Source organism: Geomicrobium sp. JCM 19055, assembly GCF_000698185.1.
Classification (GTDB): Bacteria; Bacillota; Bacilli; order Bacillales; family Marinococcaceae; genus Geomicrobium_A; species Geomicrobium_A sediminis.
Window position 1 is genome coordinate 88,452 of the sequence record NZ_BAXL01000018.1, and the last position, 19,678, is coordinate 108,129.

16 protein-coding genes and 4 pseudogenes are annotated in these 19,678 nt (G+C 41.9%); 4 read left to right on the top strand and 16 right to left on the bottom strand.

From position 1 onward, the window contains the following. Positions 1-10: 10 nt before the first annotated feature. From JCM19055_RS30075 to JCM19055_RS30085, 6 genes are all read right to left on the bottom strand, one after another. The gene (locus JCM19055_RS30075) at positions 11-898 is read right to left on the bottom strand and encodes an iron ABC transporter permease (RefSeq protein ID WP_265182252.1); all 888 of its coding nucleotides are present in this window, start codon (positions 896-898) and stop codon (positions 11-13) included. Further along, positions 840-1,886, bottom strand: coding sequence for an ABC transporter ATP-binding protein (locus tag JCM19055_RS16080; protein WP_265182253.1), 1,047 nt, complete (start codon positions 1,884-1,886; stop codon positions 840-842). The genes JCM19055_RS30075 and JCM19055_RS16080 overlap by 59 nt, the downstream gene beginning before the upstream one ends. A 106-nt stretch (positions 1,887-1,992) precedes the next feature. After that, positions 1,993-3,012 carry an ABC transporter substrate-binding protein gene (locus JCM19055_RS16085; protein WP_042360435.1) on the bottom strand — a complete coding sequence of 340 codons (1,020 nt, stop codon included), beginning with the start codon at positions 3,010-3,012 and terminating at the stop codon, positions 1,993-1,995. 183 nt (positions 3,013-3,195) lie between these two features. Further along, the gene (locus JCM19055_RS16090; protein WP_042360436.1) at positions 3,196-4,026 is read right to left on the bottom strand and encodes a glycerophosphodiester phosphodiesterase family protein; all 831 of its coding nucleotides are present in this window, start codon (positions 4,024-4,026) and stop codon (positions 3,196-3,198) included. A gap of 165 nt (positions 4,027-4,191) precedes the next feature. After that, complete coding sequence (locus JCM19055_RS30080; protein WP_370543181.1) at positions 4,192-4,428, bottom strand: glycerol-3-phosphate responsive antiterminator; 237 nt, start codon at positions 4,426-4,428, stop codon at positions 4,192-4,194. After that, positions 4,406-4,771, bottom strand: a complete 366-nt coding sequence (locus tag JCM19055_RS30085) for a glycerol-3-phosphate responsive antiterminator (protein ID WP_265182255.1) — start codon at positions 4,769-4,771, stop codon at positions 4,406-4,408. Before JCM19055_RS30085 ends, JCM19055_RS30080 begins: the two co-directional genes overlap by 23 nt. 218 nt (positions 4,772-4,989) lie before the next feature. On the opposite strand from JCM19055_RS30085, the gene JCM19055_RS16100 reads away from it, so the two are divergent. Then, the gene (locus JCM19055_RS16100; protein ID WP_042360437.1) at positions 4,990-5,445 is read left to right on the top strand and encodes a DnaA N-terminal domain-containing protein; all 456 of its coding nucleotides are present in this window, start codon (positions 4,990-4,992) and stop codon (positions 5,443-5,445) included. 306 nt (positions 5,446-5,751) lie between these two features. Beyond that, positions 5,752-7,977 (top strand): catalase/peroxidase HPI, encoded by a 2,226-nt coding sequence (gene katG, locus JCM19055_RS16105; RefSeq protein ID WP_042360438.1) that lies wholly within the window; start codon positions 5,752-5,754, stop codon positions 7,975-7,977. A 55-nt stretch (positions 7,978-8,032) separates the two neighbouring features. On the opposite strand, the gene JCM19055_RS16110 is transcribed toward katG, so the two are convergent. From JCM19055_RS16110 to JCM19055_RS16150, 8 genes and pseudogenes are all read right to left on the bottom strand, one after another. Beyond that, positions 8,033-9,688: a M14 family metallopeptidase gene (locus tag JCM19055_RS16110; protein ID WP_042360439.1), complete on the bottom strand. Its 1,656-nt coding sequence runs from the start codon at positions 9,686-9,688 to the stop codon at positions 8,033-8,035. Further along, entirely contained in the window at positions 9,672-10,586 is a 915-nt protein-coding gene (locus JCM19055_RS16115) for a hypothetical protein (protein WP_042360440.1), read from the bottom strand. Before JCM19055_RS16115 ends, JCM19055_RS16110 begins: the two co-directional genes overlap by 17 nt. Next, on the bottom strand, positions 10,583-10,864 hold the full coding sequence (locus JCM19055_RS16120) for a hypothetical protein (RefSeq protein WP_042360441.1): 282 nt from the start codon (positions 10,862-10,864) through the stop codon (positions 10,583-10,585). The genes JCM19055_RS16115 and JCM19055_RS16120 overlap by 4 nt, the downstream gene beginning before the upstream one ends. A gap of 12 nt (positions 10,865-10,876) precedes the next feature. Further along, positions 10,877-12,478, bottom strand: a complete 1,602-nt coding sequence (locus JCM19055_RS16125) for a glutathione ABC transporter substrate-binding protein (protein WP_265182256.1) — start codon at positions 12,476-12,478, stop codon at positions 10,877-10,879. Positions 12,479-12,736: 258 nt separating this feature from the next. Next, positions 12,737-14,390: pseudogene (locus tag JCM19055_RS16135) on the bottom strand (acyl-CoA dehydrogenase family protein). Beyond that, positions 14,387-15,896: pseudogene (locus JCM19055_RS16140) on the bottom strand (class I adenylate-forming enzyme family protein). The pseudogenes JCM19055_RS16135 and JCM19055_RS16140 overlap by 4 nt, the downstream one beginning before the upstream one ends. Before the next feature lie 17 nt (positions 15,897-15,913). Next, on the bottom strand, positions 15,914-16,297 hold the full coding sequence (locus JCM19055_RS16145; protein ID WP_042360444.1) for a MerR family DNA-binding transcriptional regulator: 384 nt from the start codon (positions 16,295-16,297) through the stop codon (positions 15,914-15,916). A 135-nt stretch (positions 16,298-16,432) separates the two neighbouring features. Next, positions 16,433-17,730 (bottom strand): annotated as a pseudogene (locus tag JCM19055_RS16150) (DUF5068 domain-containing protein). A gap of 384 nt (positions 17,731-18,114) precedes the next feature. On the opposite strand from JCM19055_RS16150, the gene JCM19055_RS16155 reads away from it, so the two are divergent. Next, on the top strand, positions 18,115-18,312 hold the full coding sequence (locus JCM19055_RS16155) for a hypothetical protein (protein ID WP_042360445.1): 198 nt from the start codon (positions 18,115-18,117) through the stop codon (positions 18,310-18,312). Beyond that, complete coding sequence (locus tag JCM19055_RS32055; RefSeq protein ID WP_081833776.1) at positions 18,272-18,577, top strand: GNAT family N-acetyltransferase; 306 nt, start codon at positions 18,272-18,274, stop codon at positions 18,575-18,577. The genes JCM19055_RS16155 and JCM19055_RS32055 overlap by 41 nt, the downstream gene beginning before the upstream one ends. Before the next feature lie 362 nt (positions 18,578-18,939). Here the strand turns inward: JCM19055_RS32055 and JCM19055_RS27550 are convergent, their stop codons facing one another. Together JCM19055_RS27550 and JCM19055_RS26590 are read right to left on the bottom strand one after the other, a co-directional pair. Next, positions 18,940-19,374 carry a hypothetical protein gene (locus JCM19055_RS27550; protein WP_265182257.1) on the bottom strand — a complete coding sequence of 145 codons (435 nt, stop codon included), beginning with the start codon at positions 19,372-19,374 and terminating at the stop codon, positions 18,940-18,942. An 80-nt stretch (positions 19,375-19,454) separates the two neighbouring features. Next, positions 19,455-19,678, bottom strand: a pseudogene (locus JCM19055_RS26590) (hypothetical protein); the annotation flags it as partial.

Consider the following 19,678-nt stretch of genomic DNA (forward strand, 5'->3'; position numbering starts at 1 on the left):
GCCAGCCCAGTTAAAAAAACCCAGAGATTTCTCGGTATGCTTGCACGACGATTAAGTTTAAGCCGTCAGGTGCTAAGATGATCGGTGTTCCAAAGTCAGAAAAACTGACAGTGAAAATGAGTAGTGCACTTGAAATCATGCCAGGTAAAGCAAGCGGCAACGTAACAAATACCATCGTGGACCAGCTTTTTGCCCCAAGATTCCGTGAGGCTTCTTCAACAGAAAGATCAGCAATTTTAAATGCTGCAACCATTGGCCAAAGGGCAAACGGAAAGAAGAAAAACACTTGCACAAGAATGATACCTAACATCGAATACACGTTAAAGATTGCGCCTTCTGTTCCGAGCATTGTATTAAAGACGTGTGTCACCCAGCCTGTACGACCGAACATGATAATAAAGCCAGCAGCAGAAATAAATGTTGGTACGATAATGGGCATCGTACAAAGTGCCGCTAAGGTTTTCTTAAATGGCATCGCTGTTCTTGCAAACGCGTATGCGATCGGTAAACACATCACAATGACGATGACAGACACTAAAATGGAAAGTAACAAACTGTTGTTTAATGCTGATAAATAGACACTACCACTTGAAAACAGATTTGCGTAATGTTCAAATGAAGCGTTTTGTAATCGCTCGATGTTTGTAGAGAGAATTTCCGGATTCACAAAGGAACCAAATAGATTCACCGGTTCTCCAGTGAAACTGACGATAAAAACCGATAACAACGGAATCATCAGAAATAAGGCAAAGAAACCGATCACTGCATACTTTAGGAGCTTCAGACTATCCCAGTTTTTTTTAGGCGTTGAAAACGTCTCGTTTTGTTGCGCTTTTCTTTCATAGAAGTAGCACCCTTTCTTCAGGAATATGAAGAAAAAGATGATCTCCTTGATCATAGACCGGAATCCCGGGTTCGAATTCTTGTTCAACGACGACCGTTGCTTCTCCGACATTTACATCGTAACGAATGTTCGGACCAAAATACGTACTCATCGTTACTTTCCCTTCAATCACATTTGTACTCTCGTTACGTTCACGAAGAATTTTAATGCCTTCAGGGCGAATTAATACTTTTGCTTCATCGTTTTCTGTTACTCCGTTCGTATGAACGACAAATTGATCGTTAATTTTCACTTGTCGTCCATCGATGACCGTTGCGTCATATATATTAGAGGAACCAACAAAATCAGCAACAAACGGAGTTAACGGTTTTCCATACAATTCAGTCGGTGTCGCTTGTTGGACAATCTCTCCATCTTTCATAACCGCGATGCGATCTGCCATACTCATCGCTTCTTCTTGGTCGTGTGTAACAAAGATTGTCGTAATACCGATTTCTTGTTGAATCGTTCGAATCGTTGTGCGCATTGTGTTCCGCAACTTTTTATCTAAGTTCGATAGCGGCTCATCCATTAATAATACTGCGGGTTCCATGACGAGTGCTCGTGCTAATGCGACTCGTTGTTGCTGCCCCCCAGACAATTCACCGACGCCACGTTCAGCTAAGTGGTCTAGTTCAACCGTTTGCAGCGCATCCATGACCTTTTGATACAGTTCTTTCGGTGGCTTTCCGAGCTTTTTGCTCATTAAGCGTGCAAAACTCTTCATCCGCTTTCCGTAAGAACCTCGATAAAGGTCTCGAACTGTTAAACTATACGCTACATTTTCAAACACATTATAATGAGGAAACAATGCATAGCTTTGAAACACCATTCCGCAGTTTCGTCGGTTGGCAGCGACATCATTCACCCGCTGTTCTCCAATGTAAATGTCACCTTCTGTAATGTCCTCAAAACCAGCAATACAACGCATCGTTGTCGTTTTCCCACATCCAGATGGCCCGAGAAGGGCATAAAACTCCCCTTCTCGGATGTTTAAATCCACCCTTTTAGTGCGGGGACGTCGCTATATTGTTTGACTAATCCTTTCACAGTTACAGAACCCATATTGCCCTCACACCTTTACTGAAATTAATGACGACAGAACTTCTTTAATACCGTTGTTGCCACTCGTTTCTAGCATCATCATAGTTTTCGATAATCCAATCTACATCAAGTTCCATTGCATGATCTTTTAACGCTTCTGCATTGAGAGGTGTTTGGGACTCAACGTCTGGATGAAGTGGAATATGACCCCAATCGGCTTTAATTTGCTGTCCTTTTTCCGATAACAAAAACTCAATAAACTTCTGCCCACCTTCTGGATTCGGTCCGTTCGCAATAAGCGTTGCAGGGTTCACGAGTACTGGTGTGCTCTCAGGCACGTGAAAATCAATCGATTCTCCACGCTCTTTCATTTGATATGCCATAAAGTCAAATCCAATCCCAATTGAAGCTTCCCCAGAAGCAGCCGCTTGCGTTGGCGCAAGTCCGGAGTCTGGCATTGCACTCATTTGCTCAACGAGTTGGTCAAAGTATTCCCAACCTTCTTCTTCTCCTTTAGCAAGAAGTTGACTGAGTACGAGTAGCGTGGCTGTTCCTGAAGCAGCTGGATTTGGCATTTGAATTTCGCCTTCCCACCTTGGATCGAGTAAGTCATCCCACGTTTGTGGTAACTCCTCTTCAGATACAAGTTCAGGGTTGTAAGAGAATCCAAGTGCGAACAATTCGATACCTGTATACATCCAATCTTCATGTCTCATTTTGATATCGTTTTCATAAACTTCCCAATCACTTGCTGCTTCTGGTTGATACGCTTCCAAGATTCCCATTTCAACAGCTGATTCGAACGGCATAAATCCACCACCGCCATACCATACATCCGCTTGAGGGTTGTCTTGTTCTGCAAGCATTTGGTTTACAAGCACATTCGTGCCTGCATACTCAACATTCACAGTACCTCCGTACTCTTCTTCAAAAGCTTCGGCTAATTCTGCCGACATATCTGGCGTTTCTGGTGAGTAAAGCGTAATTGTGCCAACATCATCTTCTGAATCTCCACTACCACATGCACTTAAAACCACAAATGATCCCATACCGACGAACCATAATGAGCGTTTCATCTTTTTCATGAATCGTTCCCCCTTTTTCTGATAAAGAAAGACGACCAACACAAACAAAGGGTCGAGTTTTGTTTGTCGGGTCGTCTCATCATGTCTCTACCCTATTAATTATTTATCGAAGTGTAACTACTATTAACCTATGACAATCATTATGAGATTATTTACCTTTTTTTCGAGATTTACGACTAGACACTATTGCAGCACGTCTTGTAAACGATCTGGAAAGTCTGTAATGATTCCATCTACACCGTACTCAACCAACTCTTCCATTCGGTTAGGATCATTGACTGTCCACGTAGAGATTTGCATTCCATGATCTTGAATTCGTGTTACAAGGTCTTGGTCAACCATAAGATGGTTCGGGTTCGTATAATCCGCATACGTTTGGAAAGATTTAAGCTGTTCATCACTAATGCCATTCGGATTATTGCTCACTAACACTCCGATTGGAACGTCTGGAAGAATGTTATGGAATCGCTCCATTGAAGCATGATCAAATGATTGCACGATTACTTCTTCATCGGTTGGCTTTCGGAGCTGACGTTTAATCAGTTCTATTGCGACAAACCGTTCCATATTGTTATAGTTGGCAGGGTCCTTGACCTCAATTAAAATGCCAATTTCACCGAGGTAGCGGTCTAATACTTCTCCAAGTGTTGGAATTTGCTCTCCCTTATATTCGTCGCTAAACCAACTACCTGCATCAAGCTGGCGCAACTCACGCAATGTAAAGTCGTTCACTCTACCTTCACCATCTGTTGTTCGGTTCACTGTTGCATCGTGAATGACAACAACTTCATTGTTTTTGCTCATATGAACATCTACTTCAATGTAATCCGCACCAATCTCAACGGCTTTATCGAAGGCTGCGATCGTGTTTTCTGGTGCGTGCCCTGATGCACCACGGTGTGCGACATTCGTAACATCATCCCCGTTTGTCGTACCTTGTGCGAAACCTTGAGTTTGAGGTAATAACAAAACTCCGAGCACCCCACATGCTAAAATTCTCTTCATCGTCTTCATTTTCATTTCTCCCTTCTAAACAAATGGATCGTTCCGTTTGTCCGTTTCACCTCCTTACAAACAAAAGAAAACACCATAAAAAGCCATAGGGATTGCCTATGCCTCTCTAAGGTGTCTCCACGTCTCTACCTTTGAAAGCGCTTCTATTCAGTTGTATGCTAAAGGTTATACACCCATTCTCCAAAGGGGATCTTCTCCAGTTGATACAGCCAACACTCCAGCTTCAAGCGCTTCATAGACTTCAACTTTTTGATCAACAAGGCCGCCTGCAATAATTGGGAGCTTGCTTGATGCAAGGTATTGTTTAATCACTTTCGGGATAATTCCTGGCATGATCTCTATAGCATCAGGATCAGAATCACGAACCATCGCAATTCCTTTATTTACTGCATTTCGATCCAAAACGAACAATCGTTGAATCGTTAACAAGTTCTGTTTTTTTTGCCCATTTGATAAGGTGGCTTTTTGTCGTAATAATACCTGTTGGGCGTACCATTTTGGCAACGTATTCAATCGCACTTTTATCATTAGCTAGCCCTTCAATAAAGTCCAAGTGAACAAATACGTGCATATTTGCTCGTTTCAGTTGTTCAACATACTCCGGCAATACGATTAAATCTCCGGTTAATAAGAAAGCAACATTGCAATCACTTTCAATGGCTTTCGTAATTTTTTCTTTATGACTAATCGCTGCAATTACTTGAGAATCAATAAGGTCATTAAAGTAAGATGTCGTTTTTTTCATCGTATCCCTCCGAAGGATCGTCCTTCAGTTTATACGTATGATTGTAGACTTCGGTTATGCACGTTCTTCGATATTTCTTACCTTCTATTTAGAAACATTGTTCTATAAAAGGAGTCAATCAATAGCTCATATTTCTACAAGATTCCTTCATGAAATGGTACAATTAAGGAAGATTTTTTACGTAACGTATTGATAGAAAAGTAAGGAGTGAACGGTTGATGGAAACGGTGGAGTTATGGGAACAAACATTGCGTGCTGTGAAAACACACGTAAGTAAGCCAAGTTACGAAACATGGTTAAAAGTAACAAACGTTCATGCGATTGAAAACAATACGATGTTTATCGAAGCACCAAACGAGTTCGCAAAGGATTGGTTAGCAGACCGATACGAGACGCTTTTATCTTCAATTGTTCAAGAGATTACGGGGCATCCTTATGAATTAACGTTTGTCGTGCAAGATACTTCAACGAAAGAACCCATCCGTACAGCTCAGACTTCTACAGCTTTGGATCTACAGCTTTATCAACAAGGAGCTGAAGACCTTCTCAAAAAACAAATACAGCTAAAGCTTAATAAGCATTTACCCGTTGAGTACATTGCTGATAGCTTGGAAGTTTCATTAGATGATGTCATACAACTCATTGAACAACATCAACTCGTAGCCGAGCACTAACCTTCACTTTCTAAGAAACTTTCATTGTCAGTTGATCCTCATTGATTGATAATGACTTTTTGTGTATAACAGTAAAACGAACAGACGCTCTCGTTTTTTTTCTTAAGCTTTCATACGTCCCAACTGGTGATAAACACATGACTTTTCAGCAGTTTAGCGAGATAAAAAGCGAGGTTTCGTTGTGAATCTAGTAATTAATGCTTTTCAATTCGCCGATATTTTATTATAATGATTACATAATAACGATTATAATTTAGTGGTCGTTGTAGATGTATCTAATTCTTACTAGTGAAAAGGAGAATTCGTATGAGTGAAAACAACATTATTTCTGAAGCGAATCATTCTTCTGAAGGAAAATGTCCATTTTCTCACGGAAGCGTTACAAGCCCTAGAACAAAAGCAACGACGAACCAAGATTGGTGGCCAAATCACCTTAACTTGAACATTCTTCGTCAACACGATAATAAGTCAAACCCTATGGGTGAAGACTTTGATTATGCTGAACAATTCAGCAAACTTGATTACGATGCACTTAAGAAAGATCTTACTGATCTTATGACAGATAGCCAAGACTGGTGGCCAGCAGATTATGGTCATTACGGTCCGATGTTTATTCGTATGTCATGGCACGCTGCAGGTACATACCGTACCGGCGATGGCCGTGGTGGCGGTGCAACAGGCGCACAACGTTTTGCACCATTAAACAGCTGGGCAGACAACGCGAACCTTGATAAAGCACGTCGCTTGCTTTGGCCAATTAAGCAAAAGTACGGAAACAAAATCTCATGGGCTGACCTTCTCCTTCTTACAGGAAACGTAGCGATCGAGTCTATGGGTGGTAAGACGTTCGGTTTCGGTGGTGGACGTGCAGACGTTTGGCATCCAGAAGAAGACGTAAACTGGGGTAACGAAAAAGAAATGCTCGGAGATAACCGCTATAGTGGTGACCGTGAGCTTGAAAACCCACTTGCTGCTGTACAAATGGGTCTAATTTATGTAAACCCAGAAGGTCCTAACGGTAACCCGGATCCAAACGCAAGTGCATTTGACATTCGCGATACTTTTGGTCGTATGGGAATGAACGATGAAGAGACTGTTGCACTTGTTGCAGGTGGTCATACGTTCGGTAAAGCACACGGTGCTGGAGATGCTGAGCAAGTAGGTCCAGAACCTGAAGCCGGTTCAATTGAAGACCAAGGTCTTGGTTGGATTAGCTCTCACGGAAGCGGCAAAGGTAGCGATACGATTACAAGTGGGATTGAAGGTGCATGGACTGCGAACCCAACAAAATGGGACAACGGTTTCTTCGATCTACTCTTTGGTTATGAGTGGGAACTTACAAAGAGCCCAGCAGGCGCTAACCAATGGACTGCTGTAAACCCTGAAGACAAAGATTTGGCACCAGATGCTGAAGACGCTTCTAAGCGAGTAGCTACAATCATGACAACTGCTGACATGGCACTTCGCATGGACCCAGCCTACGAGAAGATTTCTCGTCGTTTCCACGCGAACCCAGAAGAATTCCAAGATGCTTTCGCACGCGCTTGGTTCAAACTTCTTCACCGTGATATGGGACCACGTGACCGTTACATGGGACCTGAAGTTCCTGAAGAAGTATTAATCTGGCAAGATCCAGTTCCTGCAGGTAACTACGACCTTACAGATAGCGATGTAGCTGATCTAAAAGCGAAGATTCTTGATTCTGGTCTTAGTGTCGGAGAACTCGTTAAAACAGCTTGGGCTTCAGCAAGCACTTACCGCGGATCTGACATGCGCGGTGGAGCAAACGGCGCACGTGTACGCCTTGAGCCACAAGTAAGCTGGGAAGCTAATGAACCACAAGAATTAACAAAAGTACTCAACGTACTTGAAGATATCAAAAAAGACGCAAGCCAAGACGTAAGTCTTGCTGACCTTATCGTACTTGCTGGTAACGCTGCAATTGAGAAAGCTGCAAGCAACGCAGGCATGAACGTAACGGTACCATTTGCTGCTGGACGTGGGGATGCGACTGCTGAACAAACAGACGTTGAAAACTTTGACGTTCTTAAGCCAGAAGCTGACGGTTTCCGCAACTATCAAAAAGAACTATTCAGTGTACCATCTGAAGAACTTCTTGTTGATAAAGCACAGCTTCTTGGTCTGACTGCACCAGAAATGACAGTTCTTGTTGGTGGTATGCGTGTACTCGGTACGAACCATAGTGGAACAGACCACGGCGTATTCACTGAAAACGTTGGAACACTTTCTAACGACTTCTTCACGAACCTTCTTGATATGAACATTGAGTGGAAGCCAGTTGATGGCATCGTGTACGAAGGTAAAGATCGCAAGTCTGGTAACGTTGTTCGCACTGCAACACGTGTTGACCTCGTGTTCGGTTCGAACTCAGAGCTACGTTCTCTATCTGAAGTTTACGCACAAGACGACAACAAAGAGAAGTTTGTAAATGACTTTGTTGCTGCTTGGGTGAAAGTCATGAACGCGGACCGCTTTGATCTTAAAGTTAAAAAAGCAGAATACGCGAAGTAAGCTTAATCTAATTCAAAAAGCTAGGAAAGTCCGTTGGACTCTCCTAGCTTTTTTTCTATTTTATACGTAACGGTCGACTTCTTCGTAACCCAAACCTCTTAGACGTTGATTCTTTCTCGATCGTTTGATTTGTTGAAGCAACCATTTCAATGATACTCTCGTTAAACAATCGTTGACCATTTACACAGTCATCTAACCAGTCACCGTAAACCGTCTCATCTGCCGCTTCTGTAACGATTTCTAAACTACACAATTCTGGATACCGGTAAATGTAGTGAGTAGAGTCGCTATCTTCCTTTTCTTGCCATCGATTAAAGATCATATGATGCACAGTAGGAAGTGGGAATTTCTTCGCAACATGAGGATAAGCATAACGCTTAATGCGCGATTGCCACTGTTTGTTTTTATTGTACAAACGATCATTTTTACCGATTGCTTTTGCACTCCAGACCGTCGCCTTATCAAGGATTAAGCGATGCTCTTCACAATCAACGACGTCCTTACCGATTCCATACATCATTGCGTTTGGTAACCAATAAGAAACTGGGAATCGCGGGGGACTATTGTAACCTGCGAATGGTTGAATCCATTCGTGTGCAGGGATGCCGTGATTATCTAAATAAACATCAGGTAACCAGCGATTAATCAATGCAGGTACGCTCATCGCTTCTCCAAACACACTGTCTTGAAAGCGAACATGATTGAACTCTAAACCGACTGCATTAAACCTTGCCGCATGATGCTTCCATTCCGGATGTTCTTTAATTAATTGTTGATGTAAAGCTGTCCCATCAGGATTAGAGCCTGGAATTGCGACGATTGTAATTGCTTTTAACGTTTCTTGATCGATGCTCTTCATTAATTCATACAACGCTGGAACACTCGACACTTCGTTTGCATGGTGACCTGTTTCAATTAAAATGGTTGGCTTATAGACGCCTAATTTACGTGCACTTTGCCAACTTGCATTTGTTTCAGCCGTAATCTCAAAAGCGTAAATTGGATTTCCGTTAAATGAGCGAGAAACTTCAAATGCAGAAACACCGGGTTGTTTTGCCGCTTCTACAATTCGTTCATCCTCTAAATCATTGGAATAGGTAACTTTTCGCTCAACGTGTTGATCTGTTTCGTAATGTATTTCATTGTTTTTAAAAAAACAACGATTGAATAAATCGACTAATCGGTGCTTGAACGTCTTGCCAACGAGTAACTGTAATATTGGCTTTCGGTTTACTTCCTTCAACGACATGCATAAAAGGCAACACCGCACCCGGTGTATTCCAAGCAACCCCACTTTTTTTTGAAGCCCTAATTCACGGTAATATTCTAACGTGTTAAAATACAAATCTTCATGTAGGGCTTCCATTGAAGAAATCCGTTCATGTTCAAAATCCAGCTTTGTTTCTGCTTCACTCATCGTCACATCCAGCGTTAAGGAATGAAAGAGAGGCTTCGTCATGCCAGATTGTTCGTCAAGATCAAGCTGTTCATGAATGGTCGGCAAAACTTCTTGTACGTAATATCGCCAAAACCGCTCACGATCGGTTTGGACGAGCTGTTTTTGACCATCTACGGCAACATAACTCGTTGTTGGGTAAGACCAAGAATTTTCGTTAATATACTGAACTTGACTCGTTGGTACGTCTAAGTACGTATCCACAATCAACTGATTTTCTCGATCGTACGCTTTAACCTCATACGTATGTTCCAAATCTTTTTTTGATCGAAACGTTTACAGTCCTCTTGTTTGTTTCAATCATTTCATCGATTGGATACAGTTCTTGCAACCAACGGATCGGCATCTCCATACCGTCCCCGGATTCCTCCAAACAAGCAATTGTCACATGCTTTGCTTCACCAATAAGAGGAAGTATTTCTTCTTGAATCCAATGAAATCCAGGCTTAAACGATGACCGAACGTGTACATCACTGGCTCCTTGGGAAAGCCACAGCTGTTTAAGGTGATCTCGAACCGATTTTGATTCAGAAATGAAGACTTCAATGGATGCATTTGGTTGCCATACCTTCCCCACAAACGTCTCAATCTCTGAACGTTCACCTTCGTTCGCCCATTCAACATTTAGAATCGTATCAGTTGGTTTTTCTTTCACGTCTCGTGGAATTCTCAAATTCCCATGATTTAGTGCATGAAGAAATGACACAACCTCTTCTTCATTTCCTCGTACTAGAAGGTGTTGTTTTTCTAAATTTACAATTGCCTGATGATCCTGATGGATCGTTACATGGAACGTTCGCTCGTCTCCAGTAATTGGGAATTGAATGTGCGTACTGTACATGCCCATTTTCGCAGCGTAATAACAAGTCTCTTTGAAAGCATTTATACCGAGTTTTTGATCGAATTCAATCGTGAAGTCTCTATAAACGATTGATGACAAACGTCGTTCAGAATTGTAATTGCTTTGTTCAAATAATTCATTCAAGCCTTCAACAGGAGTAAGCGGCCATGAATGATTGTCTCCTTCTGACTCGTCCAAAAGCCAAGTACCCTCGTTTAAACGATATTGACCGCTTCTTAATTCAATGGTCGTCACGCTCTCACTACTTGCCTTTGGCCATTCACTTGCAAACCAACGGAGGGCTTCACTCATTGCCTCTTTCGTTGGCGCACAAATTCCTTTTGTCGTAATAATGGTACGTTCCCCTTCAATCGATAGATGGAATGGAGAACGTGTTGGCTTCTCTGATAAAAATCTGGAGTCATTGCTGACGTTTCATAACCAAGACGTGCCGAAAAGTCAATAAGGCCTTCCGGCAATCCAGCTTCTCTCCAACCCGTAACTCGAATGGCAATACCATCGGGAACCCCGTCACCGTTCCAATCCGAAATTGCCCCATCAATCGTCCAAAAGTTTAGTAAATCATTCATTATAATTCCCCTTTAATAACTTCCGTCTTCCTCAACAGCATCCAATACACGTACATCATCAAAAATAAACGTTCCATTTGGATGTTGAATTAGTCCTTCAATACTTTCGTTCACACCGGTCAAGTGTTGTTCATGAACCGTGTAAATGTGCGGTGCCTCATCGATTAATTGTTGTGTAATGTCTTCATACAACTCTTGTCTTATCGTTTCGTCCGTTTCTTGTCGAGCGTCTTCAATCAACGTATCCAATTGCTCATTTTCATAAAAAGAAGTATTCCCAGCACTTCCTAAATTGTCTGTATGATACAGTGAGTAAATGCCATAATCTGCGTCACCCGTTGCTGTTGTCCAGCCACTTAACTGAATGTCATACGTTCCTTCTGACGTTGCATCTAAAAACGTGCCCCATTCCAAGCTTTGAATTTCGACGTCAATTCCTATTTCACTAAGGCGATCTTGAACGAGTGCAGCAATTTGATTACGAATCGGATTTTCTTCATTGGTCGTGATGGTCGTTTGAAACCCGTCCTCATATCCCGCTTCTGCTAATAGCTCTTTGGCTTGATCAACATCATAGTCTAAAGGTTCAGCATCTTCAGCGAACCCGAATACTAATGGACTTACTGGGCCTTTTGCATGCATGCCATACCCTTCATAAAGACCAGTGATAATGTCTTCTGTATTAATTGCATGGGTGATCGCTTGACGAACTCGAACATCATCAAAAGGTTCAGACTGCGTATTAAAACCGATATAGTCTACACGTAAACCATCTTGAATTTGTAACTCCGCATTTGGCATTGATTCAACAGCCGTCGTGTTGACCGGTTCAATGGATGCTGCAACGTGCGCTTCATTGTTCTCAAGCATCCCAATTCTCGTCAATTGTTCAGGAATCACACGAAATGTAACTGAATCAAGATCAGGCTGTTCACGCCAATAGTTGTCATTTCGAGTGAGAACAACTTCATTTCCTTGGTCCCAACGGTCAAATGTAAACGCGCCTGTACCAGCAGGTTCAACATCGAGGTTGCGTTCGCCGCTGAACCCTTCTTCAATGGCTTTAGGACTAATCATACTCGCACCATCATGAGAAAGATGATGAAGTAATGGTCCAAACGGATACTCGGTGTGAAGTCTCACCGTAAAGTCATCAACTTTTTCAACTTCTGTGATCATGTCATACAAAAACGCACGGGGAGAGGCGATCTCTGGGTTTAATAAGCGCTCAATGTTTGCTTCTACTGCATCGGCATTAAACGGTTCACCGTCGTGAAACTCAACCCCCTCTTGCAACTCGAATTCCCACGTTGTTTCATCGATTTGCTCATACGAGCTTGCTAAACCGGGGATGAAGTTCATGTTCTCATCTGTTTCAATTAAGCGCTCATAAAGGTTCGTGGATACGATGTTCGATGGAATATCGTTTGAGCGATGAGGATCTAACGTGACTGCATCCGAAGGCATTGCTAATAAAAGCTCTCCAGCTTCACTCCCTGCTTCTTCCCCACTTATTGCTTGTTCGTCTTCGCTTACTTCTTCTTGCCCTGAACAAGCAGCTAATACCGCTAACCCACTCATCGCACTTAATAACAGCAAAGCATTCTTTTTCATTGCCATTTCCCCTTTAAATTATTATGTAGGTTGCTTCTCGCTGTATCCTTTCTGAAAAATTAAATACTTTATTTTAATAATATTCTATCAAAATTCAAGTATTTCGTATATAGAAATTAAAAGACACACCTGTATATAAGATGTGTCTTACGCTTTAGAAAACATATCGTATTGGTTACATACTTATCAATGAATACGCGGTTTCTGTGGCTACGCTTGTCGCAGGCATCTTCGCCACACCAGTTGCTCTAAAAAATCTCATATAACTGCATCTTTCTCATGAATGATTTCCTCTATGAACTGTGTTGCCAGCTTTTCTTTGTCGAGCGTATTCGGATGCCAGATAGCCTTATGATAAATGTTTGCAAGAACGTGGTCACGATGATCTTCAATTCGTGCATAGCCGTGAACGACGAGGAGAAGGTCCACCATTTTTCTTGCGATCAATCGTACGTGTAACGTTTGCTCTTCTTTGTTACACGTTGATAAATATGCAAAATCAGCCGTAACTTCGTGAATATGTTGTTCAACATCGATTAAAACGTGCTCACTCATTTGTAATTTTGCTTTCGTGAGTTGACGATTGATTTCTTTGAAAAAAACGCGCTTCGCCTTCATAATTCGTAATTAAGCGTAACACTTCAAGGGCAAGAATGTTCTCTGTCCCTTCCCACACGGTCAACACTTGAGCGTCACGTAAAAGCCTTGACGTTACAAAATCTTCAATGTACCCATTCCCTCCATGAATCTCAATTGCTTCATGTGAAAATGCGATCGCTTCTTCTGCTGTTCTTGCTTTTAATAGTGCAATAAGCAGACGATTTAAATACGGATCCCCGTTGCCTTTACGAGTCACTTCATCATAGACGACGATGGAATCAAACACTGCTGATAATTGAATTTCTTGTCTTGCATACAATTTTGCAATGCTTTCTTGAATCATCGGAAAATCGATTAATCGTTGTTTAAATGATGTTCTAGATAACGTGTACGACTTCGCCTCAACCAATGCGCGCTTCATAATGCCAAGTGAAGCTATGCTATTACAAATGCGTGAAAGATTCAGTGCTTCCATCATATAATAGAATCCTTGATCTGCTTCACCAATTAAATACGCTTTTGCTCCTTCAAACATGACTTCTCCTGATGGCACGGCGCGTACCCCTAGTTTGTCTTTTAGCCGTCTTACATATAGCTGATTGATTGAGCCGTCCTCGTCTTTCCACGGGACGAGAAATAGACTTAACCCTTTTGAACCAGGAGGTGCATCGTCGCACCGAGCGAGCACTGCTGCAACACCACACTGACCGGCATTTGAAGCAAAATATTTCTCCCCGTAAATTCGGTAATGGTCGCCTTCTTTCACAGCCCGAACTTCATTAGCGCCAACATCTGATCCTCCTTGGCGTTCAGTTAAAAATGTTGCCCCCTCATACAATTCCACATCACCGGTTGCTAACACGTGTGGCAAATATCGTTGCTTAATCGTCTCATCAGCATAATGATCAATCAAATACGCTACCGCCATCGTTAACGTAACCGGGCAATAAAAACCAGGCTCAACTTGTGAGAGTACGTAGCCTTGAGCAAAGCTGTAAGAATAGTTACCGGTTGAGCCTAGCTTTGGAATCGGTTTGTGAACATAGCCTACAATCCCTGTGTTGTATGTCTCTTCAACCGTCTTCTTATACCCTTCATTTACCCACACCTGTGAGACATCATTCCCATAGCGGTCATAACGAATGAGTCGTGGTTGCCCTTCACGATCTGTATGCGCTGCCCTTTCGTCGAATTGTTCATAACATCTCGCATAGAAAGTATCTAGTTCTCCCTTTGCATACGCGTACAACTGTGGTGAACACGCTTCTTCTAATTTTTTTAGCAAGACACGTTCTACGGATTCAATACTCATCTTGATTCAACCTTTCTTGTTTTTAACACTTGTTTTAGCAACTTACCAGAAGCGTTTCTCGGTAATTCTTCTAATGCTTCGTACAGTTTAGGAATTTTATAGCTTGCAAGTTGCGTAGACAAATAATCGTTTATGTTCGGCACTTGACCATCGGTCGTTACAAGAAACGCTTTAATCGTTTCTCCCCATTCAGGTGGGGAACACCAACAACTGCTGCTTCAATAATTGCTGGATGATCTTGTAACACGTGCTCAATTTCCTTAGGATAAACATTTACTCCACCACTAATGATCATGTCTTTCTTCCGATCTACAACCCAGATATACCCATCTTCATCTTCTCGAGCCAAGTCTCCCGTAAAGAGGAGGTCATCTTTTAACACTTCTGCTGTTTTGGCTTCATCTTTATAGAATCCAAGCATCGTGCCTTCCCCGCGTAGCACGATTTCACCAACTTCACCTCTCGGTACGTGATCACCGTTGTCGTTTACAATATCAATTTCACAGTTTAATGCGGCCCTTTTACCGATGCTTCCGGCTTTTCGTTCGTGCTCATTTGGGGCTAAAAACGTGCCACTAGGACCAGCTTCTGTAAGGCCGTAAACACACATGAATTGATCGCTCTGAAACGCTTGTTGAACAAATTTAACTTCTGAAGCTGAAAGCGGCGCACCACCATACACAAACCGTTGAATGGAGGTAAGGTCTCTTGATTGGATCTGTTTATGTTTGGCAGTGAGTAAGTAAGCGACAGGTGCACCAAAGAAATGAGTCACAGATTCTTGTTCGATAAGGTCCAATAACAGATCAGGCGTAAACGTAGGTGCAAGAATGTGAGTCGCTCCCACGTACATTCCTGCAACAAAGAACAAATGTAGAGGCGCTGAATGTGTGAGTGGCATTAAGTGTAATACGTTTGATGGTTCGTTTATTTCAGTTTCAATACACATCATTGTGGCAACGCTTAAGATGTTACGGCTGCTAAACATCACGCCTTTTGGATCACCGGTCGTTCCAGAAGTATACAAAATTGTCGTAAGTTCATCATCTGCTCTTGTGCTCTTAAGAGGCAATTTGTAATCGCTTTCATTCCCTGTGTAGATTGATACGATTCGTTTATTTGACTGACCAGTTGTAAACCAACTAATCGGATGGCGTTCTAGGAGGGGTTCCGCTTGAGTCATTAGTTGTTCGTGTACAATACAAGCTTTCGCTCCACTATGTTCAATCACATACGCAAGCTCTCTTGATGTGAACTTTGCATTTACGGGAACTACAATCGCATCAATCGCATGATCGCAAAGTAACTATAAACGAAATCCAGCGTATTCGGGCAATATAACAGAACACGATCATCCCGATCAATGCCTTGATTTCTAAATCCATGTGCCAGTGTATTTACGATTCGATCCACTTCTCCGTATGTTTGACGAACCGAACCACTAACAAAAGCTTCTTTGTCATAATACTTCCTTGCATTCCGTTCTAACAATTGCGAAATATTCACAACGAACCCTCCTATAGTTATTCCAATTTGTTTATGCGCTGCAGCTTATCTTCAAATGTGACGAGCATCTCTTCCATTTCATCTCGAAGTGCAATAAAACTTTCAATCGTTTCGTTAAGCTCGGCAACCTTCTTCCTTCCATAAGTAATCGTCGTCTCAAGTTGCTTCTGTTCGGTCCGATCAACATCAAACAGCTCGATCATTTCTGCAATTTCAGACAAAGAAAACCCATATCGCTTTCCACGCAAGATTAACCGCAAGCGAACGAATTCACGCTTGGAATACGTTCTTTGACCTGCATCTGTACGGTCAGGATGTATCAACCCCTTTTCTTCATAAAATCGAATGGTTCTCGTTGTCACATCAAATTGTTGAGCAAGTTCTGTTATTGTCCAAGCCACGTCGAATCTCTCCTAGTTTTCTTTTCTAATTTTCAGTTTAATTAACGTTGACGTTAACGTCAACAATATTTTATTCGGAACCCAAAAAAAATCCCCTTACCTAATGTGAAAGGTAAAGGGACGTTACCAAACGACTTACTCCGTTGGCAATTCAAATGTTACACGATTGCCTTTTGATAGATCCGCTGCTTCTTGATCGCGCATCGGACCAATCTCGATTTCAAATGATTTATCTTTCCAGATTTTCTCGTATTGCTCTTGATCGAGCGTATACAGTTGTAACAATTCTCCTGATTCACCAGGTTCAATCATATCATCATATCTGTAATCAAGGAGCATTCCTTCATTTAATAACGACTGTGCGCCGTCATTAACATAAAGTGTTGACATAATTGAGCTAAGAGCAATTTCAGAGTCTTCTTGGTTGTCGATGCCAAATTGAACCGTCAACAAAACGATGCCATTCGTAAAGTTCTCAAAACGAGGAGCCTCAACGTCATTTGGTGTGAATTCAGTAAATTGATAGCCATCAAGTGTAATGGTCGTGTTGCCAAGTTCTTGGCTGTCATTAATGTCATCATTCTCTGAAATCATCTCTTTGTCACCCATATCATTAGTCGTCACAAGATCTGGGTAAAACGCTTCATTATGCTCAGCGCGCTCTGCACCTTCTTCATTCAAGCTTACTGTAAAACTTCCGTCGTCTCCGAAGTTAGAATTTACATCACCAAGTTCAGAATGAGGGGCAGGGATGTCAATCATGGCTGTTGATTCTGCTAAAACTTCTTCTAGCTGGTCTGGGCCAAACGGTACGTATAGTACCCTGTAATTGTTTCACCATCCGCAATGGCATAATCTGTTGAATGAGCAAGTTGTACGTCTAATTGCTCTTCTTCTGGCAGAAGTTCTCTATAGTTGTTGAAGTATTTCATTGCACCTGTATACATGAGTGATAACGCTGGCATAAAGTACGCATCGTCACCGGTATCATTTGTGACCGTATAGTGCGCCAGAATCACACCACCGTCAGTTTGATCATCAAAAGGAATACGGAAATTTGTATGGAAATCATTTAATTCAACGAGCGTATAGCCGTCTAAAGAAACAGAAAAACCTTCTGTCTCATGAACTTGTTGTTCATTGTTCTCAAAAAGAACACTCGCTGTTCCTTCTGTTGTCTCTTCCATATATTCAATCATTTCAGCAAATTCAAGAGAGCTGCTGCTTTCCTCATCCTCTGATTCGGTTTCTTCTTCCTCATCCTCTTCTACTTCTTCCACTTCTTCAGGCTCTTCTGCGTCTTCTTCCTCTTCAAGAACCTCTTCCTCAGCTGCATTTTCTTCGACATCTGTTGTGTCGTCACTTGAACCACAAGCAGTTAATACGAGAGCGGCTGTAGCAAGGACGCTAAAGCGTAATGAATGTTTTGACATCGTTTTTACCTCCATTTGTTGTATTTGCGTTTTCCCATAAAAGAGTCAAGTTGCCTGTATGCAAGTATGTGATCGACGTATAAAAGCACCTTAACTAAAAAATAAACGTAAGTAGTCATCCATTTTTCTCTGGACGACAAATCCACTGTATAGCCTAGCAGACCTTAGTCATCAAACTCTGATTCTTTATGAAATTGTAATCAAATGAACGGAAAATCCCGATTTTGCCATCATCAACAAGATTCTTTATCCCTACATTTATATCATATATTTCCAATGATTACGTAAAGGATGACTTGAACTTTCTATCATCAACCTTACGTTATGTGAGCAATTTCTCTGAACAACGGTACAGATTATGGTAGCATTTTTATAGAAAGGAAGATGGTATGGAACGCACACTTGCATTTACGACCGAGCGGCTTTTTTTTCTATTTTGCAACTGAAGAAGATCGCGCACTCATTCATCAAATGGCGTTTGAAGATGATGCCATCTGGCAACAAATGTTTACATCAAAAGATGATTTCACTCTAGAAGAAGTTGAATTCGAACCAGCAGAATTTTTTTTCGGGAGATCTTAGTCCAAATAAGTACGTCTTAATCGCAACGGAGGATCAAATTATTGGCACACTTGCCCATACGTATCATCATGGCAAGATTTCAAATATGGAGCTTGATATTTGGTTTCGGAACCATCACTATACTGGGAAAGGCTACGGACAAGAAGCATTACGAGGTATAATCGACTTTCTTACTCAAAAATATGACATTCAAACTTACTTAATGCGACCGTGGAGAAAGAATAAACCGGCGGTTGCCGCTTACAAAAAAAGTAGGTTTTCATGAGATCAAAGATTTCGATATTAGAGATTACTATGAACCTCACATGCTCATTCATCACGGCGATGGGGATTACGGTGAGGAAACTGTTAACCTAGTGTTTAAGCGCAAATGAAAAACCGCCCTAGATAGGGCGGTTTTTAGGGTCTAGATAAAGGTGGCCTAGCGCTTGCCAATATATCAAGCACACTCATACTGTAGCATAGTCCTATATTGAAACACAATCATTACGCTTGATTGCCATAACCTGCCTAAAAACGCGTACGTTTATTTCGTTCTTTGATTCAATATTAATCAATTGAACACGTGCGTGCCTTATCTACAATAACGTTAAAAGCACAATTTCTTAATCGTATCCTAAATCGTTCTTACACACTTTCAATAATAGTTAACCCAATACCACCAGTAAAATACATATAGTAGCTTCGAGCTTTTCCTGTCGTACCATCTCCTGTAATTTCCATCATACCGACTACCATTAAACGAGTTCCTTTTGGAAATTGAAGACCGATCCCTTCTAAAGAACCAAAGGTCATCGATTGTTGTGGCATTGCAGTTGTAAAAGGAACCCCATTTACTCGTGTAGTTGGTAGAGGTGTAAAAAGGTTTCCTCCAGGAGGTGCTGTATACAAAATCATATATGAAATAATTTCCCCATTCGGTGGAGGTGCTGCAATTGCTGTCCAAAAACCAACAGTCGCATAGATTCGATCAATTTCACAATCATAAGGAAGCGAAAAAGCAAACTGCCGATCATCATTTGCAGGGATAGCGGCACTTAAATCGATATTTTCGCCGGTCATCGTTACCATTGCAATTTCTGTTCCTAACGCATAACCTGCAACCCCAGCAATTGTGGTGACTCCTTGTGAATTCGTAGTAATTAGTGGCGGATGACCAGAAGCAAAAGGGATAATGACTCTCGCATTGCCGTTGGAAGCTCCAGTTGCTCCAGTAGGACCGATTTCTCCGGTCGCCCAGCTGGACCCGGTTCGCCAGTGTCTCCTGTAGCTCCAGTTATTCCCGTGCCCGTTGCTCCAGTAGGACCGGTTTCTCCAGTTACACCAGCTGGACCTGGTACTCCAGTGTCTCCTGTAGCCCCAGTTA